Raw genomic sequence first — 25458 nt, forward strand, 5'->3', positions numbered from 1 at the left:
CTCAGCTCTCCTGACGCGGAGGGGGGTCCGCGGGGATGACGGTGGACGACCCGTTGGCCGAGGTACCCGCGGGCACCGCCGGACGGTGGCGCGCACCGCCCGGTGGCGGGGGCGGCCACGGGATGCTTTCGAGGCTCGGCGCCTGGGCAAGCTTGCGGCGCTCGGCCTCCTCCAGCTCCCGCTGGTGCTTCGCGCCACCGGGATCGAGCAGCGCGATGATCAGCATGACGCCGATGACCACCCCGACGCCGATCAGCCACGGCGTGCGGTCGTCGACGTCCTTCTGGTAGACGCGGAAGGTCGCGATGATCAGGACCCACAGCAGGCCGACCGGGATCAGCACCTTCCAGCCGAACGCCATGAACTGGTCGTAGCGCAGCCGGGGCAGCGTCCCGCGCAGCCAGATGAAGAAGAACAGGAACAGCAGCAGCTTCAGGACGAACCAGATCAACGGCACCCAGCCGTGGTCGAGACCGGACAGGCCCGGGATCGGCGGCGGCTGCCAGCCGCCGAGGAACAGCGTGGTCGCGATCGCCGAGACGGTGACCATGTTGATGTACTCGGCGAGGAAGAAGAAGGCGAACTTGATCGAGCTGTACTCGGTGTGGAAGCCGCCGACCAGCTCACCCTCGGCCTCGGGCAGGTCGAAGGGGGTCCGGTTCGTCTCACCGACCATCGAGATGCAGTACAGGACGAACGACGGCAGCAGCGCGATGTACCAGCGCCCCGACTGGCTCTCCACGATCCCGGACGTCGACAGCGTGCCCGCGTACATGAACACCGCGACGAACGACAGGCCCATCGCCACCTCGTAGGAGATGATCTGGGCCGCCGAGCGCAGCGAGCCGAGCAGCGGGTAGGTCGACCCACTCGACCAGCCGGACAGGATCAGCCCGTAGACCCCGAGGGAGGCCGCGGCGAGCATGTAGAGCACGCTGACGGGCAGGTCCGCGAGCTGGAGCGTGGTGCGCTCGCCGAAGATCGAGACCTCCGGGCCGAACGGGATGACGGCAAAGGCGAGGAACGCCGGGACCGCCGAGAGGATCGGCGCCAGGATGAAGATCGGCTTGTCCGCGAGGGCCGGGATCAGGTCTTCCTTGAGCATCAGCTTGGCGCCGTCGGCGAGGCTTTGCAGCCAGCCCCTCGGGCCGTGCCGGTTCGGCCCGACCCGCTGCTGCATCTTCGCGACGACCTTGCGCTCGAACACGATCGAGAACAGCGTCATCAGCAACAGGAAGGCGAAGACCGCCACGCCCTTGAGCAGGATCAGCCAGAACGGGTCGTCGCCGAAGCCGGACAGGTCCGGGTCGACCGGGGCGGCGTACACGAGCGCGGCGGCGGCGTGGCTCATGGCCGGCCCCCGGCGGGCTCGTCGCCGACCGTGCGCGGCGCCGGGGCGATCGGGTCCGCGGCGGCGGATGCGGCCGGCGGTGCCGCCGGCGGTGCCGCCGGTGGTGCCGCCGGCGGCGCGGCCGTCCCCGGCGGTCCGGCCGCGGGTGGCCGGGAGCCGGCGGGCGACGTCTCGACCGTCACGGCGGTGTCGCGGGCGGCGGTGAGCTCGGCCCCCAGCGCCGTGCCGCGACGCTGGTCGACACCGAACGTGTCGGCGCCGGCGGGCCGGGGGGTGCCGCCGGCCGCGATCCGGACGACGACGCCGGCGCGGGCGGCGAGTGAGCGGCGCACGTGCGAGCCGGCCGAGTGGGTGGGCACCCAGACGACGCGGTCGGGCATGGCGGCGAGCTCGCAGGGCAGGGTGACCGACCCGCGGCCGCTGCGCACCGTCACCAGGTCCCCGGCGGCCACCCCGATCTCGGCGGCGGTCGCCGCGGACAGGCGGACCCGGGCGGGCCGGGCAGTGCCGGCGAGATACGGCTCGTCGGCGAGCAGGGCGCCGTCGTCGACGAGCTGGTGCCAGGTGGCGAGCACCGCCTCGCCCGGTCCGGGGACGCTCGCGGCCTCGGCGGGATCGGACGGTGCGGGCACCCGGGAGACGCCGGTCCCGGCCCGGCCGACGTCGCGCAGCTCGCGGGCGGCGGCGCCGGTGTCGGGCAGCCGCAGGTCGATGCCCATCTCGGCGGCGAGCAGGTGCAGCACGCGCACGTCGGGCAGCGCCGGGGTGTCCAGGGCCCGTTGGAACGGCCGCAGCCGGCCCTCCCAGTCGACGAACGAGCCGGCCTTCTCCGCCACCGGCGCGACCGGCAGCACCACGTCGGCGACCTCGGCGATGGCCGAGCGCCGCACCTCCAGCGACACGCAGAACGGCACGCGGGCCAGCGCGGCCAGCGCGGCGGCGGGGTCAGGCAGGTCCTCGGCGTCGACCCCGGCGACGAGAATCCCGTCGAGGCGGCCGGCGGCGGCCGCGGCGAGGATGCCGGCGGTGTCGCGGCCGGGCGCGCCGAGCAGCCGGCCGCCCCAGAACGCCTCGACCTCGGCGCGGGCGGCGGGGTCGGCGACCGGACGGCCACCGGGTAGCAGCGAGGGCAGCAGCCCGGCGGAGACGGCGCCGCGGTCCCCGGCGCGGCGCGGCACCCAGGCGAGCGCGGCGCCGGTGGCGTCGGCGAGGCGCAGGGCGGCGGACAGCGTTCCGGGGATCTCGCCGGCCCGCTCGCCGACGAGGATGACCGCGCCGGGCTCCCGCACCGCACGGGCGGTCGCGGCGAGCGAGTGGGTGTCGCCCGCGCCGGGGCGGGCGTCGGCAAGCGCATCGAGGACGGCCGGCTCGGCGCCGGGCTCGGTGGTGACCAGCGTCCCGGCGAGCTTGGCCAGCCCGCGGGTGACCAGCGGCGCGAGCGCGTGCACGGCGGTGGCGTGCTTGTCGGCGGCCTTACGCAGCCGCAGGAAGACGATCGGCGACTCCTCCTCCGGCTCGAAGGCGACGAGCAGCACCGCCGGCGCCGCCTCCAGGTCGGCGTAGGTCACCCCGATGCCGGTGCCGGCGACCGCGTGGCCGAGGAACTGCTCCTCCTCGGCCGAGTGCGGCCGGGCACGGAAGTCCACGTCGTTGGTGGCCAGCGCCACCCGGGTGAACTTGGCGTAGGCGTACGCGTCCTCGCGGGTCAGCCGGCCGCCGGCGAGCACGCCGACGCCGTTGCGGCCGCGGCATTCGGCCAGCCCGCGGGCGGCGTATTCCAGCGCCTCGGACCAGGTCGCCTCGACGAGTTGCCCGGTGTCGTCGTCGCGGATCAGCGGCGTGGTCAGCCGGTCGGCGGCGCGGGCGTAGGCGAACGCGAAGCGGCCCTTGTCGCAGTTCCACTCCTCGTTGACCGCCGGGTCGTCGCCGGCGAGGCGGCGCACCACCTTGCCGCGGCGGTGGTCGGTGCGCAGGCTGCATCCCGACGCGCAGTGCTCGCACGCCGTCGGCGTGGAGACCAGGTCGAACGGGCGGGCCCGGAACCGGTAGGCGGCGCTGGTGAGCGCGCCGACCGGACAGATCTGCACCGTGTTGCCGGAGAAGTAGGAGGAGAACGGCTGGCCGTCGCTGACCGCGACCTGCTCGGCGGCGCCGCGCTCGAACAGCTCGATGAACGGATCCCCGGCGATCTGCGCGGAGAACCGGGTACAGCGAGCGCACAGCACGCAGCGTTCCCGGTCGAGCAGGATCTCGGTGGAGATCGCCAGCGGCTTCGGGTAGGCCCGCTTGGCCTCCTTGAACCGGGAGACGGCGCCGCCGTTCGCCATCGACTGGTTCTGCAGCGGGCACTCACCGCCCTTGTCGCAGATCGGGCAGTCGAGCGGGTGGTTGAGCAGCAGGAACTCGATGTTGCCTGCCTGGGCCTTGCGGGCCACCGGCGAGGTGAGCTGGGTCTTCACGACCATGTCGGCGGTGACGGTCGTCGTGCAGGAGGCGACCGGCTTGCGCTGGCCTTCCACCTCGACGATGCACTGCCGGCAGGCGCCGACGGGGTCGAGCAGCGGATGGTCGCAGAACCGCGGGATCTCGATGCCGAGCAGCTCCGCCGCCCGGATGATCAGCGTGCCCTTGGGGACGCTGACCGGCAGCCCGTCGACGGTGAGGGTGACGAGATCCGCGGCGGTCGACGCGGCCGGCTGGGATGGTGCGACGGTCATGGTCAGTGCGCTCCCGCGTAGGCGCCCGGGGTGGGCGCGGCCGAGCCGTTGCCGGCCGCGGCGCTGCCCGGGGTGTCGGGGGTGTCCGGGGTGGCGTCCGGCCTCGACGTCACCGCGCTCACCGGGATGAACTCGTCCCGGAAGTACTTGATCCCCGAGACGATCGGGGAGGTGGCCCCGTCGGCCAGCGCGCAGAACGCCCGGCCGAAGATGTTGTCGCAGGCGTCGACGAGGGTGTCGACGTCGGAGGCGTCGCCCTGCCCCCGCTCCAGCCGGGACAGGATCTTCACCATCCAGCTCGTGCCCTCGCGGCACGGGGTGCACTTGCCGCACGACTCGTGGGCGTAGAACTGGGTGAGCCGGCGGACGACCCGGAGCATGTCGGTCGTCTCATCCATGATCATCAGAGCCGCGGTGCCGAGCAGCGACCCGGCCTCCTGCATGCCCTCGAAGTCGAGCGGGGCGTCGAGGTGCTCCGCGGTGAGCATCGGCGTGGACGACCCACCCGGCGTCCACGCCTTGAGCGCACGCCCGCCGCGCACCCCGCCGGCCAGGTCGAGCAGCTCGCGCAGGGTCGTGCCCATCGGGACCTCGTACTGGCCGGGCCGGGTCACGTGGCCGGACAGGCTGAAGATCTTCGGGCCCGGGGCGCGTTCCCGGCCCATCGTGCGGAACCAGTCCACCCCGTAGTTGACGATGTAGGGCACGGTCGCGATCGTCTCGACGTTGTTGACGACGGTCGGAGACGCGTACAGCCCGTGCGTCGCGGGGAACGGCGGGCGCAGCCGCGGCTGGCCACGCCGGCCCTCCAGCGAGTCGAGCAGGGCCGTCTCCTCGCCGCAGATGTAGGCGCCGGCGCCGGAGTGCACGACAAGCTCGAGGTCGAAGCCGCTACCGAGGATGTCGCGGCCGAGGTAGCCGGCGGCGTACGCCTCGGCGACCGCGGCGCGCAGCCGGCGGGCCGCGTGGATCAGCTCGCCGCGCAGGTAGACGAACGCCCGGCTGGCCCGCACCGCGTACGCCGCGATGATGATGCCCTCGACGAGCGAGTGCGGGTCGGCCTTCATCAGCGGGGCGTCCTTGCAGGTGCCGGGCTCGCCCTCGTCGGCGTTGATGACGAGGTAGTGCGGCCGGCCGTCGCCCTGCGGGATGAAGCCCCACTTCATCCCGGTGGGGAAGCCGGCGCCGCCGCGCCCGCGCAGCCCCGAGTCCTTGATGAGCTTGATGAGCTCGTCGGGGTCACCGGCGAGCGCCGTGCGCAGCGCGACGTAGCCGTCGAGCCGGCGGTAGGTCGCAAGCGTCCACGACTCCGGGGTGTTCCAGCGCCGGGTGAGGACCGGGGTGACGGGCATTGATCAGTTCCCCTTCCGCTCGGAGGAGGCGGTGGGCGCGTCGGGCTGGCCCGCACCGGCCTCGCCTGCGGTGACGAACGGTGCGGGGGCCTGGTCGGCCCGCCAGCCGGCCGCCTCGGCGAGCAGCAGGCCGGCGACCGACGGCTCGCCGACGCCGGGTCCCGCGACGCCCGCCGGGCGCTCATCGGCGAACCCGGCGAGCTGGCGGGACGTCTCGGCGAACGAGCACAGCGGCCCGCCGCGGGTGGGGGCGGGGCGCTCGCCGGCCTGCAGGCCCTCGACGATCGCCTGCGCCGAGTCCGGGTCGACCTGGTCGTAGAACTCGTAGTTCACCGTCATCACCGGCGCGTAGTCGCAGGCGGCGAGGCACTCGGCGTGTTCGAGGGTGATCGAGCCGTCCGGGGTCGTCTCGTCGTGGCCGATCCCGAGGCGGTCGGCGACCCGGGCGAAGACCTCGTCCCCGCCGAGCAGCGCGCAGGACAGGTTCGTGCAGACCGAGACGAGGTAGTCGCCGACGGGCCGGCGCTTGTACATCGTGTAGAAGGTCGCGACCGCGCCGACCTCGGCCTGGGTGATGCCGAGCGTGTCCGCGCAGAAGGTCACCCCCTCGGTCGTCACGCAACCCTGCTCCGCCTGCACCAGGTGCAGCAGCGGCAGCAGCGCCGAGCGGGAGCGGCCGGCCGGGTAGCGGGCGATGATCTCGGCCGCGGCGGCGTGGATCTCGGGCGAGAAGGCCATCATCGATCAACTCCCCCGAGCACCGGGTCCACCGAGGCGACTCCGACGATCACGTCCGCGACCTGGCCACCCTCGGTCAGCGCCGGGACGGCCTGCAGGTTGACGAAGCTTGGGTCGCGGACGTGGACGCGGAACGGTCTCGTCCCGCCGTCGCTGACCACGTGGTAGCCGAGCTCGCCGCGGGGCGACTCGATCTGTGTGTAGACCTGGCCGGGCGGCACCCGGAAGCCCTCGGTAACCAGCTTGAAGTGGTGGATGAGGGCCTCCATCGAGGTCCCCATGATGTTCCGGATGTGCGCCAGCGAGTTGCCCATCCCGTCCGCGCCGATCGAGAGCTGCGCCGGCCAGGCGATCTTCTTGTCGGCGACCATGACCGGGCCCGGCCGCAGCCGGTCCAGGCACTGCTCGATGATCTTGAGTGACTCGCCCATCTCCTCCAGCCGCACCAGGTAGCGGGCGAAGGAGTCCGCCTCCAGGGCGGTCGGCACGTCGAACTCGTAGGTCTCGTAGCCGCAGTAGGGCATGGTCTTGCGCAGGTCCCAGGCGAGGCCCGCGGCGCGCAGCACCGGCCCGGTGACGCCCAGCGCGATGCAGCCGGCGGCGTCGAGGACGTTGACGTCGACCATCCGCGCCTTCCAGATCGGCTGGCCGGTCAGCAGCCGGTGGTACTCGCGGATGCGCTTGGGCATGTCGGCGAGGAACTCCCGGATGGCCCGCTCCGTGCCGTCCGGCAGATCCTGGGCCAGGCCGCCGGGGCGGATGAAGGCGTGGTTCATCCGCAGCCCGGTGATGAGCTCCAGCAGGTCGAGGACCTTCTCCCGCTCGCGGAACCCGAAGATCATCGCGGTGGTGGCGCCGAGCTCCATGCCGCCGGTCGCCAGCCACACCAGATGCGAGGCGATGCGCTGCAGCTCCATCACCAGCACCCGGATCNCGGTGGCCCGCTCGGGGATGTCGTCGGTGATGCCGAGCAGCTTCTCCACCGACAGGCAGTACGCCGCCTCGTTGTACAACGGGGACAGGTAGTCCGCACGGGTGAGGAAGGTGACCGCCTGGGTCCAGGTCCGGTACTCGCAGCTCTTCTCGATCCCGGTGTGCAGGTAGCCGATGACGAGGCGGGTCTCGATGACCGTCTCGCCCTCGATCTCCAGCACGAGGCGCAGCACGCCGTGGGTGGAGGGGTGCTGCGGCCCCATGTTGACGACGATGCGCTCGGCGTCCTGTTCCCCGGCGCCGAGGATCTCCTCCCAGTCGCCGCCGGTGACGGTGTAGACGCGGCCGGAGGCGGACTCGGTGAAACCGGCCTCGTAGGCCGAGGACCCGTCGGTGGCGTGGGCGGTGCCGTCGGTGGGCTGGGCGGTCGATGTGTGCTGGGCGGTGGATGTGTGCGGGGCCGACGTGCTGGGCGTCATAGCGAACCTCGGATGTCGCCTCGGGGATGCAGGCGGCCGGTCAGGGCCGGGTGCGGGATCACGAGTAGCTCCGGCGCTCGTCCGGCGGCGGGACCGTGGCGCCCTTGTAGTCGACCGGGATGCCGCCCAGCGGGTAGTCCTTGCGCTGCGGGTGCCCGATCCAGTCGTCCGGCATCATGATCCGGGTCAGCCCGGGGTGGCCGGTGTAGACGATGCCGAACAGGTCGTAGGCCTCCCGCTCGTGCCAGTCCGCGGTGGGCCACACCGAGGTCAGGCTCGGCAGCGTGGGGTCGGCGTCGGCGACGGAGACCTCCAGGCGCAGCCGGCGGCGGTAGGTCATCGAGGTCAGGTGGACCACCGAGTGCAACCGGCGACCGGTGATGTCGTCCGGATAGTCCACTCCGGACAGCGACGACAGCAGCTCGAAGCGCAGTCCCGGATCGTCGCGCAGAGTCTGGGCCAGCGCGGGCAGGCCCTCGCGGCGCACGTGCAGGGTCAGCTCGCCGCGGTCGACGACGGCCCGCTCGACCGCGTCGCCGAGCTGCGGAAAGACGCGTTCGAGCGCGTCGTACACCGCATCGGCGTCGGGGTCGCCGAACGGCCGCTCGCTGGCGGCCAGCACCGGGGCCGGGGCGACGAGCCCGCCGAACCCGGAGGTGTCGCCGGTGCCGCCGGAACCGAACGCGTCGTGGCGCCGTCCCGGTCGCACGCCGTTGCCGCCGCCCACCAGCTCGCCGGCGCCGCTCGCGGCCGTCCCGCTCTCGTCGAGGGCGCCGCCGTCCGCGCCCCGGCCTTCGGCGGGAGTGCCGGCGGCGGGAGTGCCGTCAGGGGGTGTCATGGGTCGCTCCTGAGTCGGCGTCCCGCTGCGCGGCGCCGGTGCCTGCCGTGGCGCCGCCCGCAGCGGCGTCGCTGTCGGCGATGTCGGCGGTGCTCGGGCCGGGACCGTGGGCCCGCGACTCGTCGGCGGGCTTGGCGTCGACGGGGATCCCCTTGGCCCGCCCGAACACCGACGGCGGGACGATCGCGGCCGGCCGGCGGGTGTCGAGAACGGGTTCGACGGCGCCGCGCCCCGTCGGGACCGGCGCGCCGGCCGGGATCCGGAAGTGCTTGCGGTCGTTGACGGACAGGGTCCGGGTGTCGAGCTCACCCGCGGGCAACCCGGCGCGGGCGGTGGCCACGTCGATCGGCTTGGGGTAGGGCGACGAACCGGACTCCGTGTGCGGGGTCTTGCCGGTGACCGGCCCGGCAAGGATCTTCTCGTGCAGCTTGATGATGGCGTCCATCAGCATCTCCGGCCGCGGCGGGCAGCCGGGCAGGTACATGTCGACCGGGACGATGTGGTCGACACCCTGCACGATGGCGTAGTTGTTGAACATGCCGCCGCTGCTGGCGCAGACGCCCATCGACAGCACCCACTTGGGCTCGGGCATCTGGTCGTAGATCTGCCGCAGCACCGGCNCCATCTTCTGGCTCACCCGGCCGGCGACGATCATCAGGTCGGCCTGGCGGGGACTGGCCCGGAAGACCTCCATGCCGAACCGGGACAGGTCGTAGCGGCCGGCGCCGGTGGACATCATCTCGATCGCGCAGCAGGCCAGCCCGAAGGTCGCCGGCCACAGCGACGACCGCCGCGACCAGTTGGCGAGCTTCTCGACGCTGGCGAGGAGCACGCCACCGGGCAGCTTCTCCTCTAGTCCCATTCCAGACCTCCACGACGCCACTCGTAGGCGTACGCGACGAAGATCGTCGCCATGAACAGCGCCATCGCACCGAGGCCGAACACCGCGAGGCTGTCGAACGCGACCGCCCACGGGAACAAGAAGATGATCTCGATGTCGAAGACGATGAAAAGCATCGCGGTGTTGTAGTACTTCACCGGGAAACGCTGCGGTCCGGCCGGGGCCGGAGAGGGTTCGATCCCGCACTCGTAGGCATCGATCTTCGCGCGGTTGAACCGGCGCGGGCCGATGAGCGCACCCGCCGCGACGGAACCGACCGCGAACAGGGTCGCGATCGCCAGCAGAACGAGGATCGGCACGTAGTTCGAGAGCATGCCGAACTCCTCTCCTTCGAAAGAGTGTTGCCGGACGTTATGAGGAATGGCTTTCCGGTGAACGGATCGCAAACGGTCCGTACTCGGTGTTCGTCACGTTTCTGGCCACTTGATCACGGCGCCGGAAGCGGGGCGCCCTCATAGAGTCCCGAGCCAGATCCCCTGGCCCGGTGGTACTTCGCGGTCTCGCCGGCCGCTCCTGCCGGCTCCCCCCAGGACTTGTGACCCCAGGATCTCCGACGGCGGGCTGGTCCCACAGTCCTGTCCGCGGAGAAAGCGGTCCGGGTACACCATGACGGCCTGCCACACTCCGCTCCGACACCGGTCCACCGGCGCCGGCGCCGCAAGGCGCGATAGACCGGCATTCCGTCGATCCGGCCCGTTCTGCTCGCCACCGGATCGACTCGGGTAACACGTCAGGCCGCGGGAGCGAGCCGGGTCATAGCATTGATCAGTCGGTCCATCGCATCCCCTCCCCGGGGGTCGGTGAGATTCGCCATGATCTTGAGGACAAAGCGCATGAGGGTCGGCCGCGGCAGCCCGTACTTCGTTCCGAGCGCCATGATGGTCGGGTTCCCGATGAGCTGGACGAAGTATCGGCCCAGGGTGTAATACCCGCCGTACTGGGCGCGGATCATCGCCGGGTAGTGTCCGAGGGCGCGTTCCCGGGCGGGCCCCTCGGCACGGGCGAGCGCCTGCACGGCGACCTCGGCCGCGTACCGGCCGGACTCCAGCGCGTAGGCGATGCCCTCGCCGTTGAACGGGTTGACCATGCCGCCGGCATCGCCGACGAGCAGCACGCCGTCGCGGTAGTGCGGGGTGCGGTTGAAGCCCATGGGCAGAGCGCTGCCGCGCACCGGGCCGACCGCGTTGTCCTCGGTGAAGCCCCACTCCGGCGGCAGCGCCGCGAGCCAGCGGCGCAGCAGGTCGGTGTAGTTGGTGTTCTGGAAGGCGTCGGTGGTGTTCAGCAGGCCGAGACCGACGTTGCTGGTGCCGTCGCCGACGCCGAAGATCCAGCCGTAGCCGGGCAGCAGGCGGCTCTCGCGCGGGCGACCCTCCCACAGCTCGAGGTGGGACTCGAGGTGGTCGTCGTGGGTGAGCGGGCTGCGGTAGTAGCGGCGGACCGCAACGCCGAGCGGCCGGTCCTCCCGGCGGCGGATGCCGAGCGCCAGCGCGATCCGGGCGCTGTTGCCGTCCGCGGCGATGACGAGCGGCGCGCGGTAGGTCACCGGCTCCCGGTCGGGCCCGGTACGCGCCAGTACGCCGACGACCCGGCCGGTGCGCTCGTCGAGCAGCGGCCCGGTGACGGCCGTGCCCTCCTGCAGCCGGACGCCAGCCTTCACCGCATGCCGGGCGAGCAGGTCGTCGAAGTCCAGCCGGGGGCGGACGAGGCCGTAGTCGGGCCAGCTCGCCAGGTCCGGCCAGGGCAGTTCCATCCGCACACCGCCGCCGACGATGCGCAGCCCCTTGTTGCGCGCCCAACCGGCGGCGGGCGAGGTGTCGATGCCCATCTCGACGAGGCTGCGCACGGCACGCGGGGTCAGCCCGTCGCCACAGACCTTCTCGCGCGGGAAGGTCGTCTTCTCGACGAGGAGGACGTCGAGCCCGGTACTGGCGAGGTGGTAGGCGGCCGACGAACCACCGGGGCCGGCGCCGACCACGATGACGTCGGCGTCGGTCGTCGACCCGCCGCCCACGCCGTCAGTCCTTGTCGTCGCCATGGCCACCCATTGCTCCGGATCTGCTCGACCACCCGTCCCGGGAGCACTCCCGGACGGGACCCTCCGCTTGAGTGCTCGTGAAATTCTTCACGAGCGTCCTCGGCGAGTGTAGGCCCTACGCAGGCCAATCGCACCAACCAGGATGCGCTGAAGACCGGACGAGTCGACTTCGCGCACCCAATGACCACTGTGAGCGACCGTTTCCCGCTCCCGGCCCGCACGGACCCGCCGCGGCGTCCCGGCGCAACTTCTGGGCGAGGGTATAATGCCCACCCCTCCTCTCGCGTGACCGCTGGTCACAGGCGCGACAGCCACGCCGAGCTCTCCAGCGCGTCACACATCGCAATTCATCCACTACACGCAGCCGACGGCCGGAAACGGCCCATGGCACCTTCTCCCCGCGGGGTGGGATCACCGCCTGTGCGGGGTAGTCACCCGCTGGCCGTCCGAAACGCGGCGCTCGTCCGCGGGCGCCGGGTGCGTCGCGGCGGTGCCACCAGGACCGCGCGGGGCACGTCCGGGCCAGGCGGCGCCGCCCGAACGGGCGGTCTCGACCGGCCCAAGCGGGTGACGCCCGGCCGGAAGGGACCACCCTGACCTGGCAGCCACGACATTCTGTCCCGACCCGATCCGCCCACTTGCCCACCTGATCGCCCGCCGCATCGTCCACGCCGTGTCATCTAACCCCGAAAAGGCGCAAAGTATCCCGAATCGTCACCCATCCCACCGGATGTGCACGGGCGGGCGGGCCACCACCGGCCCGGCCCGACCCGGCCCGACCCGGCCCGACCAGAACGCCCGTCACCGACACGCCCCGGAAGACCCGCCACAACCCGGCCGACCCGACCCAGTTCCGAATCGAGAGACGCGATGACCGAAGAGACCGTCGTCCTCCCCACCGCCGACGGACCTGCCCCGGCGACGCTCGCCGAACCCGACGGTCCCGCGCGCGGCGGCGTCGTCGTCCTGCATGAGGCGTTCGGCCTCACCGAGCACGTGCGGGGACTGTGCGGCCGCTTCGCCCGGGCCGGCTGGCGGGCGATCGCGCCCGACCTGTTCCACCGCGTCGGCTCGCCGGTCTTCGACTACGACGACATCGCCTCGGCGGTCAAGGTGGTCGAGGACCTCGACGGCACGGACCTGCTGGATGACGTCGATGCCGCCCTCGCCGTGCTCGCCGAGGAGGGAACGGCGCTGGACCGTTGCGCCGTCGTCGGCTTCTGCCTGGGCGGGAGCATCGCCTTCCAGGCCGCGGTGGCCCGCCCGTTCGGTGCGGCGGTCACGTTCTACGGCGGCGGGATCCGCACCCGACGCTTCGGCGAGCCCAGCCCGCTGGAGATCGCCGGGCGGCTGCAGGCGCCGTGGCTCGGCCTGTACGGCGACCAGGATCCGAGCATCCCCCTCGAGGACGTCGAGGCGCTGCGGGCCGCGGCGGCCGAGGCTCCCGTGCCCACCGAGATCATCCGCTACCCCGAGGCCGGGCACGGCTTCCACAACGACGCCCGCCCGGCGTCCCACCATCCGGCGTCCGCCCGCGACGGCTGGTCGCGCACCCTGACCTGGTTCGACTCGCACCTGCCCGGCTGACCCGCGGCAGGCGTCGATCAGCCGCAGGCGTCGATCAGCCGGGGGCGTGGCCGCGGTGCAGGGCGACGACGCCGCCGGTGAGGTTGCGCCAGGTGACGCGGGACCAGCCGGCCTCGCGCAGCAGATCGGCGAGCTCGGCCTGGGCGGGCCACGCCCGGATCGACTCGGCCAGGTAGACGTAGGAGTCCGGGCTGCTGCTGACCGTGCGGGCGACCCTCGGCAACGCGCGCATCAGGTACTCCAGGTAGACGGTCCGCCAGGGACCCCACACCGGGCGGGAGAACTCGCAGACGACGAGGGCGCCGCCGGGCCGGGTGACCCGGCGCAGCTCGGCGAGGCAGCGCACGGTGTCTGCGACGTTGCGCAGCCCGAACGAGATCGTCGTGCGGTCGAACACGGCGTCGGGGAAGGGCAGGTGCAGCCCGTCCCCGGCGGTCAGCACCACCCGTCCCGCCGGGCTGGCGGGCGGCGGCCTCTCGGCGAGACGGCGCTGGCCGGCGCGCAGCATGCCCAGGGAGAAATCGCAGGCGACGACCTGCGCGCCGGCCTCGGCGAAGGCCCGCGAGGAGGTGGCCGTGCCGGCGGCGAGGTCGAGGACCCGCAGGCCGGGGCGCAGGTCGAGGAAGGCGGCGGTGGCACGCCGCCAGGTCCGGTCGAGGCCGCCGGAGAGCACGGCGTTGGTCAGGTCGTAGCGCCCGGCCACACCGTCGAACATCGCCGCGACCTCCTGCGGCCGCTTGTCCAGCCCGGCCCTGCCCACCGCGCCCCCTCCCGTCGTCGACCCCGATCCATACCGAACCGATCCACCCCGCACCGATCCGAACTTGCCGCGCCGCTCAGCCACCGGCCGTCGATCCTCCACCGGCCGTCGATCCGCCGCCGAGCAGCTCGCCGTCGAACCGGGCGAGGGCCGCCGGGGCCGCGGCGCGGGCCGCCTCCTCGGCTGCGTCCCAGTCGGTGGCCGCGCCGAGGCGGCGCAGCCGGTCCCGGGTCGCCTCATCACACAGCGCCCCGGCGACGCCGGCCGCATACAGGTCGCGGGCGCGGGCGCCGAGCCCGGCGGCGACGGCGTGCTCGGTGCCGAGGTCGGTGCCGAACATCGCCGGGTCGTCGGTGGCCAGTGAACAGNCCACGCCGGCCGCGTGCAATGCGGCAAGCGGATGGTCACCCAGGCGGACCACGGAGCGGGTGCGCAGGTTCGACACGGGGCAGACGTCCAGCACGATCTCCGCGTCGGCCAGGCGGCTCATCAGCGCCGGGTTCTCCACCGCGCGGATGCCGTGGCGGATCCGCCGGGCGCCGAGCGCGTCGAGCGCACCCTGGATCGACGCCGGACCGTCCGTCTCCCCCGCGTGCGGCACCGCGGCGAGCCCGGCGTCCGCGGCCAGGGCGAACGCGGGCGCGAACGGCTCCGGCGGATGGCCGATCTCCGGGCCGCCGAGCCCGAGGCCGACGACGCCGCGCTCGGCGAAGCGCGCCGCCCAGCGGGCCACCTCGGTAGCCGCCTCGACGGGCAGCACCCGGTCGATGTCCGGGGTCAGGCGCACCTCGACGCCGAACCGCTCCCGGGCCTCGATCGCCCCGTCGGCGTAGCCGTTGAAGATCTCCTCGACCCGGACGCCGCGCTGCACGCGGAACCACGGCGAGAAGATGCCCTCCACATAGACGGCGCCGTGCGCGGCCGCCTCGGCGGCGTAGTCGACGACGACCTGGCGGAAGTCGGCCTCGGTCCGCATCACGTGCGTCGTCATGATCCAGACCTGGATGAAGTGGTTGAAGTCGCGGAACCGGTACAGCTCCGCGAGGCCCTCGACCGTCCGCGACGGCAGGGCCTCCTCGTTGCGCCGGGCCATCTCCAGCAGCGTCGACGGCCGGACCGTCCCCTCCAGGTGGACGTGCAGCTCGATCTTCGGCCCGGTAGCCGCCAGGACCGCGGCCGGGGACCCGGNGGACTCGCTCATCGGGCCAATCTATGGCGTCCCGCCCGGGGCGGGTGCCTGGGTGCGCCCCCGCGCCAAGGAAGATTGCTCAGGTGGCCGAGACGAGGGGGAGCGCGGTGGAGGAGAAGTGGGAGGCGACGCGGTCGTCGGTCGGGTCCTGGGCCGGGTCGCGGTGGACGACGAGGTGGCGGTAGAGGGTGTCGCGCTGCGCGGGGATGCGGCCGGCCGTGCGGATCAGGCTGATCAGTTCGGAGCGGTTGGTCCGGTGGCGAGCGCCCGCCGAGNAGACGACGTTCTCCTCCAGCATCACCGAGCCGAGGTCGTCGGCGCCCATGTGCAGGGTGAGCTGGCCGACCTCCTTGCCGGTCGTCAGCCACGAGCCCTGCAGGTGGGCGATGTTGTCGAAGAACAGCCGGGCGACGGCGACGAGGCGCAGGTACTCCAGCGTCGTGGCCTGGGTCCGCCCGCCGAGGTGGTTGTTCTCCGGCTGGTAGGTCCACGGGATGAACGAACGGAAGCCGCCGGTACGGTCCTGCACGTCCCGGATCATCTTCAGGTGCTCGATGCGCTCGGCGTTCGTCTCGCCGGTGCCCATCATGAAGGTCGCGGTCGATTCCAGGCCGAGGGTATGCGCCGTCTCCATCACCGACAGCCAGACATGGCCGGNCTCCTTGAGCGGGGCGATGGCGTGCCGGGGGCGCTCGGTGAGGATCTCCGCGCCGGCGCCGGCGAAGCTGTCCAGGCCCGCGTCGCGCAGCCGGGTGATGACCTCGGGGAACGTCAGGCCGGAGGTGCGGGCGATGTGCACGACCTCGCTGGCACCCAGCGAGTGCAGGGCGAGCTGCGGGTAGGCCGCCTTGATCGCGCCGAACACCTGCTCGTACCACTCGATGCCGAAGTCGGGGTTGTGGCCGCCCTGGAGCATGATCTGGGTGGCACCGAGCTCCACGGCCTCGCCGCACTTGGTGACGATGTCGTCGACGTCGCGGACCCAGCCCTCGGCGTGCTTCGGCGCCCGGTAGAACGCGCAGAACCGGCAGGCCGTCACGCAGATGTTCGTGTAGTTGATGTTACGGTCGATGATGTAGGTGGCAATGCCGTCGGGATACCGGCGGCGACGTACCGTGTCCGCCGCCGTGCCGAGCGCGTGCAGGGGTGCCTGGGTGTAGAGGAGCAGGGCCTCCTCGGGCGAGATGCGGCCGCCCCCGGCGGCCCGGTCCAGGATCGACCGGATCTCGCCGGCGCCGTCGCCCCGACCCACCGCAGACTCGCCGTCGGCATCCACAAGGCTCATGGCGCGATGGTACGACCTGGATCCCGATGCCGGACCACGTCGCGCTCAGGCCAGCACCAGGACGGTCGGGGTGAGACGGCCGGACGATCAGTAGCCGGAACGACCGCCGGTGTCGGCCGGACCGGTGCTCGGAGGGACGTCCGCGTCGTAGCCGCTGGACGACCGCTCACCGTAACCGGCACCGGACCCGCTGGACGGCCGCTCACCATAGCCGGCATCGGACCCGCTGGACGGCCGCTCACCGTAGCCCTGCTCGGAACCAGAGCCGCCAGTCCCGGACGGCCGCTCACCGTAACCGTGCTCCGCGCCGTAGCCGCCCGGGTGGCTCGGGGTCGAGCCGGTGGTCGGGCCGCCGGTGGTCGGGGGGCTACCCGGAGCGTTGTGATGGCCGGGGCCGTGGGTGCGGTTGGTGAACTTCTGCTGTACCTGCTTGATCTTGGCTCGGTTCTCGGGCTTGTTGGCCGCAGCCTTGGCCTTGTCGACCATTTCTCGCGTCTTCGGGCTGTGCAGGAATTCGTTGATCTTGCTTGAGATGCTCGCCATGAGGTCGGTGTACCTATCCGGCGGTGGTTTTACGCCTGTCGGTCAGCCGTTCCGCGCTCCGTCACCCCGGACCGCCCGAGGAACCGCCCAAGGTGTCCTTGGCCTGGTTCCACAGGCTGTCCACCTGGTCGCCCACGCCGTTCTTGACCGAGGTGGCCACCTTGTCCCACAGCCGGCTGCGCTGCTCGTCGACCATGGACGCGATCTGGTCGGCCGCGGAGAGCAGGAGCAGGACGACCAGAACGAACAGGATCGTCCGCTTGAAGGGGATCCGCAGCCGGAACCGTCGGCGCGGGCGTCGCGGCGCCGGGGGGTCATGGTGTTCCGGCGCCCGGTCGCGGGGGCGCTCGGCGACCGGGCGCGGCGCCGGTTGCGGGCGCGCGGCATCGCCGCGGTCGGCCGCCCGTCGCCCCTCGGCGCGCCGCCCCTCGGGACGGTCCGGTGCATACGGCTGGGCCTGCGGATACGGCTGGGCCCGCTGGTTGGGCTGGGCCTGGGGATAGGGCTGGGCCTGGGGGTAGGGCTGGGCCGGCGGGTGGGGCCGGGCCTGCGGATACGGCTGTGGCTGCTGCTGAGGCGGCGGGTACGGGCGGCCCGCCTGGCGAGGTGCCGCAGACGGGGGTGGTGCCGCCGGCGGGTAGGGCGACGGGGGCGAGCGGCGGTCGTCCGCCGGCGGCGCCGGCTCGGCGCGGCGGTCGCGGGCTGCCGGTCCGGGTGCGGCGGCCGGGGCGGGAGGCTGCTCATCTTCGTACTGGACGAATCCCGCGCGCCGCCGCCGGCGGCCCGGCACCCCCTGACCGCCGGCAGCGCCACCGAAGCCGGCGCCACCACCACCACCAAAGCCGGCGCCCTCGAAACCAGCGTCGCCGGCGCGGCCCGCCTCCTCGGCGGCCCCGCCGCGGGCGCGCGGGGCGCGATCCTCGACGCCGAGACCGGCCAACGCCGGTGGCGGCACGGGCGGCCCGGCCGGCGGCGGAAGGTCGGCCGGCTCATCCCATCTGGGTTCCCTCGCCGACGGGGCGTCGCCTTCCCACCAGCCGTGCTGCTCGCCGGCGCCGGCGACGCGGGTCCGCGCCGGCCTGGCGGCGTCGGCGCGCCGGGCGCCGGGCGCCGGGGGGTCGACGTCCGGTCCGGTCGAGCCGTCGGCGGCCACCGAGTCGTCATAGCGCCTGGTCCGGAAGGCGTCCGCGCCCGCTGCGGCCCCAGCGGCCCCAGCGGCCCCAGCCGCGGCGGCGCTGCGGCCTCGCGGCCAGGTGCCGTCGAGGACGGCGGTGGCCGCGACCCGGGTGTCCCCGCCGGGCGGCGCCTCCTCCCCGAGCAGGGTCAGCAGCAGCCGTTCGGTCGACGGGCGGTCCCGCGGGTCGCGAGCGAGCGCGGAGCGGACGACGGGTTGGAGCTGCGCCGGCACGTCCCGCAGGTCGGGCCGACCCGTCTGGATCTTCTCCGACATCTCCAGGTAGGTGCCCTGCCCGTAGGGGTGAGCGCCGACGGCGGCGTAGGCGATGAGCAGGCCCCAGGCGAAGACGTCGACCGCCGGGCCGATCGTCGAGCCCTCCATCTGCTCGGGGGCCATCCAGCCGACCGAGCCGAGGACGAGGCCGGTCTGGGTCCGTCCCTGCGCCGCGTCGAGGGCCCGGGCGATCCCGAAGTCGATGACCCGGGGGCCGGAGAACGACAGCATGACGTTGCTCGGCTTGAGGTCACGGTGGACGATGCCGGCCTTGTGGATCGCGGTCAGCGCGCTGGCCACACCGATCGCCACGCCCTGCAGGGTCGACATCGGCAGCGGCCCGGACCGGGTGACGACGTCATCGAGGCGAACGCCGTCGATGTACTCCGTGACCAGGTAGGGGCGGCGGGCGGCGGGATCGGCGTCGAGGACCTGCGCGGTGCAGAACGGGGCGACCCGGCGCGCCGCGGCGACCTCGTCCCGGAACCGGTCGCGGAACTCGGGGTCGGCGNCCAGGTCCGAGCGGATCACCTTGATCGCGACGAGGGCTCCGGCGGTGTCGCGGGCGAGGTACACCGTGCCCATGCCGCCCGAGCCGAGCCGGCGCACGACCCGGTAGGCGCCGATGACGGTGGGGTCGTCCGGGTGCAGTGCCTCACCCCGGGTGCCGTCCGGCGCGTCCCGGCCCGTCGATCGATCCGCCACCGCTCTCCCGCCCGTGTCCGCTGTAGTGCCCACCGCCGCTCGGTGCGGCCCGGCGACTGCGGGTGCCTGTTACCTCACGCTAGCCCTCGCCGGACGCCACACGGGGAGCGCTGTCCGCCATCCGACGGCCGCGACGGTGCGCCGTTCCCCCCGGAACGTCCTGGAATACTGCCTGAACAGCCGGCACGAGCGACAACGAACCGGGCAACGGCGAAACGATACAAGCGCAACGCCGCCTCCCGTTGACCGGGACCGCGCTTCGCCCGGCGATCCGGGCGCATCGCCCGGCACTGCCGGCGCCCGGCGTCGCGGCACCGGCCGGTCAGGGACGCCCACCAGCGGAGATGACGGCGTGCCAGCCGGATCTCCGGCAGGATGAGGCGAAGGAACGTCCAGTGGCACCGACCGGACACTCCAGTCCGACCGGTCGGGTCGCGGGCCGCGAGGTGCGGGGAGCTGCTCATGGTCACGCAGTCGGTCGAGGCGAACGACGGCACCGCCGTCCGCGCGGAGGCCGCCGCGGGCGGCGACGTCGACACCAGCGTGGACATGCTGATCGTCGGCGCCGGCCCCGCGGGGCTCTACGGCGCCTACTACGCGGGTTTCCGGGGCATGTCGGTCGCGCTGATGGACTCGTTGCCCGAGGCAGGCGGCCAGGTCACCGCGATGTACCCGGAGAAGGTGATCTACGACGTGGCCGGCTTCCCGGCCATCCGCGGCCGCGAGCTGGTCGACGCCCTCGTCACCCAGGCGGCCCAGTTCGACCCGACCTACCTGCTCGACCAGCAGGCCGCCGAGCTCGCCCACGAACCGGAGGCGGTCGTGGTGACCAGCAGCCAGGGCCACCGGGTCCGCGCCAGAGTAGTCGTGATCACCGGCGGGCTCGGCACGTTCACCCCGCGGCCGCTGCCGACCGGGACCGGCCATCTCGGCCGCGGCCTGGCCTACTTCGTGCCGAAGCTGGACGCCTACGCCGACCAGGACGTCGTCGTGGTCGGCGGCGGGGACAGCGCCTTCGACTGGGCGCTCGCCCTGGAGCCGATCGCCCGCTCGGTCACGCTGGTGCACCGCCGCGACCGGTTCCGCGCGCACGCGGCGACGATCGAGCGGGTCGAGGCGTCGAGCGTGGAGATCCTCACCTTCTCCGAGGTCGCCGCCATCCACGGGGAGGACCGGATCGAGAAGGTCGAGCTGGTGCAGACCCGCACCGGAGACCGGCACGTCCGCCCGGCGCAGGCGGTGGTCGCCGCGCTCGGCTTCACCGCCGACCTCGGGCCGCTGACCCGCTGGGGGCTCACCATGGCCCGGCGCCACATCGCGGTCGACTCGACGATGTTCACCGGCGTCGACCGGGTCTTCGCGGCCGGGGACATCACCGAGTACCCCGGCAAGGTCCGCCTGATCGCCACCGGTTTCGGCGAGGTCGCGACCGCCGTCAACAACGCCGCGCCGGTCGTCGACCCCGCGGCGAAGGTGTTCCCGGGGCACAGCTCCGGCGACAGCACCGCCTGACCACATGACCGCCCGACCGGAATGACCGTCTGACCGGACGACCGCCCGACCGGAATGACCGCCTGGCCGTCTGACCGGACGGCCAGCGGCCGCGGTCGGGCATCTGGCGCACACTGGTTGCATGCGCGGTCTTCTGGTTATCGGCCACGGTTCACGGCGGGACGAGGCGAACGCCACCGTCCGCGAGCTGGCCCGCCGCCTGGCGACCGAACCTCGCCAGGACGGCGACGGCTGCGCGGGTCGCCCGCCGTCCGCGCCGGCAGCGCCGCGGCCGTGGGGGGCCGTCGAGGCGGCGTACCTCGAGGTCAGCCGGCCCGACATCGGCGAGGGCTATGCCAGGCTCGCGGACGCGGGGTGCACCGAGATCGTCGTCTATCCGTTCTTCCTCTTCGGCGGCAACCACACCCGCCGCGACCTCCCCGCGGCACTGGAGGAGGCACGCGGACGGCACCCGACGACCCGCTGGATCCTCTCCGAGCCCCTCGGCCTGCATGCCTGCGTCGTCGAGGCGGTGCGGGCACGGCTCGACGACACGTTGCGCGACCTGGTCGCCGCAGCCGAGCACCCCACCGGCTGACGGACCGGCCCCACGTCCGGCGATCATGGCGCCCCCTCAGGAACCGCGCCCTGCGTCGCAGCCCCTCGCAGGGAGGCGGTACGCCTGAGAACGGTGCCGCCGACGACGGCAGGCGGCGGCCGCCGGGGTGACGATCAGAAGGCCGCGGCGGCGCGGCTGGCGGCGACGAAGTCCGCGACGGCGGCGGCAAGCGGGCGCACCCCCGGCTCGGCCGGCACGATGTCCACCCGGATGCCGGCGGCCTCGCAGGCCTGGGCGCTGCGTCGGCCCATCGCGGCGACGAGCAGGTCCGGGGGCAGCGGCCCGTACAGCTCGGCGGTGCTGCGGGCAGCCGTCGAGGAGGCGAACGCCGCGACGTCGAAGTCGCCGTGCCGCAACTCGTCGGCGATCCGCGGATCGGGATCAGCGGTCACGTCGGTCAGCAGCGGCACCCGCCGCGGCGTCCACGGGCCGTCGGCCGGCAGGTCGGCGGCGCCGACGACGAGCACCTCCGGCACCGGGGCCGGCCGGCGGCCCGCCGTCCCCTGCCCGGCACCCACCGCTGCCCCGGCACCCACCGCACCCTCTGCACGGGCAGCACGGGCGGCCCGGCCGGCATCTCCCGCGCCTGCGGCGAGGTCGTCGAGCGTGGTGGCGGCCAGGCCCAGTGCGTCGAGGGCGGCGGTGACGTCGGGGCGGGCGGCCACCAGGGTCAGCCCGGCCAGCGCGCGCACGTCGGTGCCCGCCCGGCGCAGCAGGGCGACCACCGCGGCGACCTCGTCCGGGTCGGCGAGGACGAGGCCCGCGGCCCCGGGCAGCGCCGCCAGCAGAGCCGCACCGGCGTCGTCGAGCGGGGCGGGGCGGGCCACGACCGTCTCGACCGCGTCCGCGCCGAGCTGTCGCAGCCGGCGGGCCAGCAGGCCCGGGCGGGGCCGGGTGCGGGCGACCAGGACGCGCACGCCCGCGAGCGGCGCCGCACCGGCGGCCGGGGCGTCGTTGCGGGCGGCGACCTCGCCCACCACGATCACTGCCGGTGACCGCACGCCCGCGGCGATCGCGTCGATGGCCAGAGCGTCGAGCGTGGTGCGCAGGACCCGCTGGGCGGGGGTGGCGCCACGCTCGATCACCGCGACCGGGGTGGCCTCCGGGCGGCCACCGGCGAGGAGGGCGTCGGCGATGTCCATGAGCCGCGCCACCCCCATGAGGATGACGATCGTCGCCCGGGAGGCGGCGAGTCCCGCCCAGTCGACGGTCGAGTCGGGGTGGCCGGGTGGCAGATGACCGGAGACGACGGCGAGTTCCTGCGCCAGGTCGCGGTGGGTGACCGGGATGCCGGCGAGCGCCGGCACGGCCAGCGCCGAGGTGATGCCGGGGACGACGGTGCAGGCCACGCCCGCCTCCGCGCAGGCCTGGGCTTCCTCACCGCCCCGGCCGAGGACGTAGGGGTCGCCGCCCTTGAGCCGCACGACCCGGGCGCCGGCCCGGGCCCGGTCGACGAGGACCGCGTTGATCTCCTCCTGGGCCCAGGAGCGGGCGGTCGGACTCTTGCCTACATGGATGATCTCCGCGTCGGGCGGCGCGGCGTCGAGCAGGACGGCCGCGGCGAGCCGGTCGACCACGACCACGTCGGCGGTCGTGAGCAGCTCACGACCACGCACAGTCAACAGCCCGGGATCGCCCGGACCAGCCCCGACCAGCCAGACCTCACCCGCGATTCGCCCGTCCATCACGGCGTGCACCGTACCTGTTCGTCCTTGTCCGACGAGCGCTCACGCGGGCGGCGCCACAGCGCGGCCGAGTCGGCGGCCGGGTCGGCGGCCGGTCAGTGGATGCCGCACTCCGTCTTGTTCGTGCCGGCCNAGCGGCCCGCGCGGCCGGCGCCCCGCCGGGTGCACGGCCAGCAGCCGACGGAGTCGTAGCCGTCGGAGAGCAGCGGGTTGACGATGACCTCGTGCTCGGCGACGTACCGGTCGACGTCGGCGTCGGTCCAGGCGGCCAGCGGATGGATCTTCACCTTGCCGCGGCGCGCGTCCCAGTCGACGACCTTCAGGTTCGCCCGGCCGGCGGACTCGGCGCGCCGCGACCCGGCGGCCCAGGCGTCGTAGGGCGCCAGCGCCCGGTCCAGCGGCACCACCTTGCGCATCCGGCAGCACAGGTCGGGGTCGGTCTGGTAAAGGTCCTGGCCGTAGACGGCGTCCTGGCCGACGACGGTGAGCTGCGGGCGGACGCTGATCAGCGGCAGGTCGTAGGTCGCGGCCACCGCGTCGCGGGTGCCGACCGTCTCGGCGAAGTGGTACCCGGTGTCGATGAAGACCACGGGCACGTCGGACCGGATCCGGGCGAGCATGTCGACCAGGATCGCCTCGGCCATGGACGCGGCGACCACCAGCTTCGTGCCGAACTCCTCGGCCGCCCAGCCGAGGATCTCCTCGGCCGGCGCGCCTTCGAGCTCGTCCCCGGCCCGCAACGCCCGGGATTGCAACGTGGCACCCATCAGCTCGTCTCCTCGTCGTCGCGCGCGGCGCCTCGCCGTGCCGTCTGGTCCCCCGTTGCGCCGCGCCTGCCCGCCGGCGTGGCACCGACCGGGCCCGCAGCGACCGCGAGGGCCGTCAGGCTCAGTCGGAAGGCTCGCCGGCAGGCCCGGCACGCCCAGTGCCCGTGCCCGGAGCCGGCGCCGTCCGGCGCCGGCTCCGGGACGATGTCCTCCTCGCCGCAGTACGGGCAGTAGAAGGGCACCGCCCGATCACTGCCGGCCATCGGCACCCCCGGCCGCCGGCCCTGCATCAGCACCGGCACCGGCACCGGCACCGGCCGAGGAACCCACGGCGCCGACCGCGGCCAGCGACGCCTCGTCGGCCCGCTCCGCCCAGTCGGCAAAACTCTCCCCGTCGGCGCGCTCGCGCCGGTAGGTCTCCAGCAGGCCGACGACGTAGTCGAGCAGCCCGTCGGCGGTGACCTTGAGGCCGCGCGACTTGCGGCCCAGTCGCGACCGGGTGCCCAGGTGGCCGCCGAGGTGCACCTGGAAGCCCTCGACCATCTCACCGGCGTCGTCGGGGACCAGCGAGCCCTTCAGCCCGATGTCGGCGACCTGGAAGCGGGCGCAGGCGTTCGGGCAGCCGTTGACGTTGATCCCGATCGGCTCGTCGAAGTCGGGCAGGCGGCGCTCCAGCTCCTCGATGAGGTCGCGGGCGTTGCCCTTGGTCTCGACGATGGCCAGCTTGCAGAACTCGATCCCGGTGCAGGCCATCGTGCCGCGGCGGAACACGCTCGGCCGGACGACCAGATCCAGCGCCGCGAGCTCGGCCTCCAACGGCGCCACGGCCTCGTCGGCCACGTCGAGGATGACCAGCTTCTGGGTCGTCGTCGCGCGGATGCGGCCCTGTCCGAACCGGTCGGCGAGATCCGCCACAGCGCGCAGGATCGTCCCGGACACCCGGCCCGCGCGCGGGGCGAAGCCCACCGCGTTGCGCCCGTCGCGCTGGCGGTGCACGCCGATGTGGTCGCGGCCCTCGTTGCGCGGGGGCGCCGGCGGCGGCCCGTCCGGCAGCGCGGCCGTCAGGTACTCCTTCTCCAGCGTGGTGCGCACCCATTCGGCGCCCATGTCCGCGACGAGGAACTTCAGCCGGGCTCGGGTGCGCAGGCGCCGGTAGCCGTAGTCGCGGAACAGCGAGGCGACGCCGTGCCAGACCTCGGCAACCCGCGCCGGCGGCACGAACGTCCCCAGCCGCACGCCGAGCTTCGGGTTCGTCGACAGGCCGCCGCCGACCCACAGGTCGTAGCCCGCGCCGAGCTCCGGATGGACGACGCCGACGAACGCGATGTCGTTGATCTCGTGCAGCGTGCAGTGGTCCGCGCAACCGGAGATCGCGCTTTTGAACTTACGGGGCAGGTTCGCCAGCGTCGGGTCGCCGACGAAGCGCTCGACCACCTCGTCGATAGCGGCCGACCCGTCGATGACCTCGTCGCCGTCGACGCCCGCCAGCGGGCAGCCGAGGATGACCCGCGGGGTGTCGCCGCACGCCTCGGCGGTCGTCATCCCGGCGCCCTCGAGGGCACCCCAGATGGCGGGCACGTCCTCGATGCGGATCCAGTGGAGCTGGATGTTCTGCCGGTCGGTGACGTCGGCGACGTCCCGGCCATACCGGGTGGAGATGTCCGCGATGACCCGAAGCTGGTCGGCCGTCATCCGCCCGCCGTCGAGCCGGATCCGCTGCATGAAGTAGGAGTCGTCGAGCTCCTCCGGTTCGAGGACCGCCGTGCGGCCGCCGGAGATTCCCGGCCGGCGTTGCGTGTACAGGCCCCACCAGCGGAACCGGCCACGCAGGTCCTGGGGGTCGATCCCGTCGAAGCCGGTGTGCGGGTAGAGGTTGAGGATGCGGTCGCGCACCTCCAGCCCGCCTTGGTCCTTCTTCATGCGCTCGTTGGCGTTGAGCGGCTCGGAGTATCCCAACGCCCACTGGCCCGCTCCCTTGGGGCGGGACGGGCGCGCGGGACGGGCAGGGCGGGCAGGAGAAGTCATGAGATCTC

General features: G+C 73.5%; 18 protein-coding genes and 9 pseudogenes. 3 read left to right on the plus strand and 24 right to left on the minus strand.

What is annotated here, in order from left to right:
- Position 1 precedes the first annotated feature (1 nt).
- The 11 genes and pseudogenes from nuoH to UK82_RS04675 all read right to left on the minus strand — a co-directional run bounded on the left by nuoH (position 2) and on the right by UK82_RS04675 (position 11344).
- On the minus strand, positions 2-1351 hold the full coding sequence (nuoH, locus tag UK82_RS04635) for an NADH-quinone oxidoreductase subunit NuoH (protein WP_044885126.1): 1350 nt from the start codon (positions 1349-1351) through the stop codon (positions 2-4).
- On the minus strand, positions 1348-4068 hold the full coding sequence (locus tag UK82_RS04640; RefSeq protein ID WP_055406449.1) for an NADH-quinone oxidoreductase subunit G: 2721 nt from the start codon (positions 4066-4068) through the stop codon (positions 1348-1350). The genes nuoH and UK82_RS04640 overlap by 4 nt, the downstream gene beginning before the upstream one ends.
- A gap of 2 nt (positions 4069-4070) precedes the next feature.
- Positions 4071-5420, minus strand: coding sequence for an NADH-quinone oxidoreductase subunit NuoF (gene nuoF / locus UK82_RS04645; protein WP_044885124.1), 1350 nt, complete (start codon positions 5418-5420; stop codon positions 4071-4073).
- A gap of 3 nt (positions 5421-5423) precedes the next feature.
- On the minus strand, positions 5424-6161 hold the full coding sequence (nuoE, locus tag UK82_RS04650) for an NADH-quinone oxidoreductase subunit NuoE (RefSeq protein WP_396230450.1): 738 nt from the start codon (positions 6159-6161) through the stop codon (positions 5424-5426).
- The coding region (locus UK82_RS04655) for an NADH-quinone oxidoreductase subunit D (protein ID WP_236705505.1) at positions 6158-7091 on the minus strand (934 nt) is incomplete at its 5' end. The genes UK82_RS04655 and nuoE, both read right to left, overlap by 4 nt.
- A gap of 1 nt (position 7092) precedes the next feature.
- A pseudogene (locus tag UK82_RS35740) lies at positions 7093-7570 on the minus strand (NADH dehydrogenase subunit D); the annotation flags it as partial.
- 58 nt (positions 7571-7628) lie between these two features.
- Positions 7629-8408 carry an NADH-quinone oxidoreductase subunit C gene (locus UK82_RS04660; protein WP_236705506.1) on the minus strand — a complete coding sequence of 260 codons (780 nt, stop codon included), beginning with the start codon at positions 8406-8408 and terminating at the stop codon, positions 7629-7631.
- Positions 8395-9028: NADH-quinone oxidoreductase subunit B (locus UK82_RS42310; RefSeq protein WP_396230451.1), on the minus strand; the 634-nt coding region annotated here is incomplete at its 5' end. The genes UK82_RS04660 and UK82_RS42310, both read right to left, overlap by 14 nt.
- A 1-nt stretch (position 9029) precedes the next feature.
- Positions 9030-9270 (minus strand): annotated as a pseudogene (locus UK82_RS35750) (NADH-quinone oxidoreductase subunit B); the annotation flags it as partial.
- Positions 9261-9623 carry an NADH-quinone oxidoreductase subunit A gene (locus UK82_RS04670; RefSeq protein ID WP_044885120.1) on the minus strand — a complete coding sequence of 121 codons (363 nt, stop codon included), beginning with the start codon at positions 9621-9623 and terminating at the stop codon, positions 9261-9263. The gene UK82_RS04670 and the pseudogene UK82_RS35750, both read right to left, overlap by 10 nt.
- Before the next feature lie 416 nt (positions 9624-10039).
- Positions 10040-11344 carry a geranylgeranyl reductase family protein gene (locus tag UK82_RS04675; RefSeq protein ID WP_173667234.1) on the minus strand — a complete coding sequence of 435 codons (1305 nt, stop codon included), beginning with the start codon at positions 11342-11344 and terminating at the stop codon, positions 10040-10042.
- Between the two features lie 870 nt (positions 11345-12214).
- Between UK82_RS04675 and UK82_RS04680 the strand changes: the two genes are divergently transcribed.
- Positions 12215-12931 (plus strand): dienelactone hydrolase family protein, encoded by a 717-nt coding sequence (locus UK82_RS04680; protein ID WP_055406458.1) that lies wholly within the window; start codon positions 12215-12217, stop codon positions 12929-12931.
- Between the two features lie 34 nt (positions 12932-12965).
- Here the strand turns inward: UK82_RS04680 and UK82_RS04685 are convergent, their stop codons facing one another.
- The 9 genes and pseudogenes from UK82_RS04685 to UK82_RS35775 all read right to left on the minus strand — a co-directional run.
- A complete protein-coding gene (locus UK82_RS04685) occupies positions 12966-13691 on the minus strand; it encodes a demethylmenaquinone methyltransferase (RefSeq protein ID WP_044885117.1) in 726 nt (241 codons plus the stop codon).
- Between the two features lie 76 nt (positions 13692-13767).
- Positions 13768-14059 (minus strand): annotated as a pseudogene (locus UK82_RS35755) (adenosine deaminase); the annotation flags it as partial.
- A gap of 1 nt (position 14060) precedes the next feature.
- Positions 14061-14879: pseudogene (gene add / locus UK82_RS04690) on the minus strand (adenosine deaminase); the annotation flags it as partial.
- 80 nt (positions 14880-14959) lie between these two features.
- A pseudogene (locus tag UK82_RS35760) lies at positions 14960-15155 on the minus strand (dehypoxanthine futalosine cyclase); the annotation flags it as partial.
- 1 nt (position 15156) lies between these two features.
- Positions 15157-15537 (minus strand): annotated as a pseudogene (locus tag UK82_RS35765) (radical SAM protein); the annotation flags it as partial.
- 1 nt (position 15538) lies between these two features.
- Positions 15539-16165 (minus strand): annotated as a pseudogene (locus tag UK82_RS35770) (radical SAM protein); the annotation flags it as partial.
- Between the two features lie 87 nt (positions 16166-16252).
- Complete coding sequence (locus tag UK82_RS04700) at positions 16253-16708, minus strand: hypothetical protein (protein WP_055406464.1); 456 nt, start codon at positions 16706-16708, stop codon at positions 16253-16255.
- A 61-nt stretch (positions 16709-16769) separates the two neighbouring features.
- Positions 16770-18669, minus strand: a 1900-nt coding sequence (locus UK82_RS04705; protein WP_236705507.1) for a serine/threonine-protein kinase, incomplete at its 5' end; no start/stop codon positions are given.
- 1 nt (position 18670) lies between these two features.
- A pseudogene (locus tag UK82_RS35775) lies at positions 18671-18896 on the minus strand (serine/threonine protein kinase); the annotation flags it as partial.
- Between the two features lie 516 nt (positions 18897-19412).
- On the opposite strand from UK82_RS35775, the gene UK82_RS04710 reads away from it, so the two are divergent.
- The gene (locus UK82_RS04710; RefSeq protein WP_044885158.1) at positions 19413-20375 is read left to right on the plus strand and encodes an NAD(P)/FAD-dependent oxidoreductase; all 963 of its coding nucleotides are present in this window, start codon (positions 19413-19415) and stop codon (positions 20373-20375) included.
- A 121-nt stretch (positions 20376-20496) separates the two neighbouring features.
- Positions 20497-20952: a sirohydrochlorin chelatase gene (locus UK82_RS04715; protein WP_044885112.1), complete on the plus strand. Its 456-nt coding sequence runs from the start codon at positions 20497-20499 to the stop codon at positions 20950-20952.
- 134 nt (positions 20953-21086) lie between these two features.
- Here the strand turns inward: UK82_RS04715 and cobA are convergent, their stop codons facing one another.
- The 4 genes and pseudogenes from cobA to UK82_RS04735 all read right to left on the minus strand — a co-directional run bounded on the left by cobA (position 21087) and on the right by UK82_RS04735 (position 25450).
- The gene (cobA, locus tag UK82_RS04720) at positions 21087-22658 is read right to left on the minus strand and encodes a uroporphyrinogen-III C-methyltransferase (protein WP_044885111.1); all 1572 of its coding nucleotides are present in this window, start codon (positions 22656-22658) and stop codon (positions 21087-21089) included.
- A gap of 133 nt (positions 22659-22791) precedes the next feature.
- Positions 22792-23425 (minus strand): annotated as a pseudogene (locus UK82_RS04725) (phosphoadenylyl-sulfate reductase); the annotation flags it as partial.
- Positions 23425-23688, minus strand: a complete 264-nt coding sequence (locus UK82_RS04730) for a hypothetical protein (RefSeq protein WP_044885157.1) — start codon at positions 23686-23688, stop codon at positions 23425-23427. The pseudogene UK82_RS04725 and the gene UK82_RS04730, both read right to left, overlap by 1 nt.
- Positions 23675-25450, minus strand: coding sequence for a nitrite/sulfite reductase (locus UK82_RS04735; RefSeq protein WP_055406470.1), 1776 nt, complete (start codon positions 25448-25450; stop codon positions 23675-23677). Before UK82_RS04735 ends, UK82_RS04730 begins: the two co-directional genes overlap by 14 nt.
- Positions 25451-25458: the final 8 nt, after the last annotated feature.

Origin of the sequence: Frankia sp. ACN1ag, from assembly GCF_001414035.1 — a bacterium.
Lineage (GTDB): Bacteria > Actinomycetota > Actinomycetes > Frankiales > Frankiaceae > Frankia > Frankia torreyi.

Excerpts from the sequence above, each read along its gene's own strand:
- UK82_RS04710 (WP_044885158.1), top strand. The coding sequence starts at position 19,413 with ATGCTGATCGTCGGCGCCGGCCCCGCGGGGCTCTACGGCGCCTACTAC.
- UK82_RS04680 (WP_055406458.1), top strand. The coding sequence starts at position 12,215 with ATGACCGAAGAGACCGTCGTCCTCCCCACCGCCGACGGACCTGCCCCG.
- UK82_RS04640 (WP_055406449.1), bottom strand. The coding sequence starts at position 4,068 with ATGACCGTCGCACCATCCCAGCCGGCCGCGTCGACCGCCGCGGATCTC.
- nuoF (WP_044885124.1), bottom strand. The coding sequence starts at position 5,420 with ATGCCCGTCACCCCGGTCCTCACCCGGCGCTGGAACACCCCGGAGTCG.
- UK82_RS04730 (WP_044885157.1), bottom strand. The coding sequence starts at position 23,688 with ATGGCCGGCAGTGATCGGGCGGTGCCCTTCTACTGCCCGTACTGCGGC.
- UK82_RS04715 (WP_044885112.1), top strand. The coding sequence starts at position 20,497 with ATGCGCGGTCTTCTGGTTATCGGCCACGGTTCACGGCGGGACGAGGCG.
- UK82_RS04670 (WP_044885120.1), bottom strand. The coding sequence starts at position 9,623 with ATGCTCTCGAACTACGTGCCGATCCTCGTTCTGCTGGCGATCGCGACC.
- nuoH (WP_044885126.1), bottom strand. The coding sequence starts at position 1,351 with ATGAGCCACGCCGCCGCCGCGCTCGTGTACGCCGCCCCGGTCGACCCG.
- UK82_RS04735 (WP_055406470.1), bottom strand. The coding sequence starts at position 25,450 with ATGACTTCTCCTGCCCGCCCTGCCCGTCCCGCGCGCCCGTCCCGCCCC.
- UK82_RS04660 (WP_236705506.1), bottom strand. The coding sequence starts at position 8,408 with ATGACACCCCCTGACGGCACTCCCGCCGCCGGCACTCCCGCCGAAGGC.
- nuoE (WP_396230450.1), bottom strand. The coding sequence starts at position 6,161 with ATGATGGCCTTCTCGCCCGAGATCCACGCCGCCGCGGCCGAGATCATC.
- UK82_RS04675 (WP_173667234.1), bottom strand. The coding sequence starts at position 11,344 with ATGGCGACGACAAGGACTGACGGCGTGGGCGGCGGGTCGACGACCGAC.
- cobA (WP_044885111.1), bottom strand. The coding sequence starts at position 22,658 with ATGGACGGGCGAATCGCGGGTGAGGTCTGGCTGGTCGGGGCTGGTCCG.
- UK82_RS04700 (WP_055406464.1), bottom strand. The coding sequence starts at position 16,708 with ATGGCGAGCATCTCAAGCAAGATCAACGAATTCCTGCACAGCCCGAAG.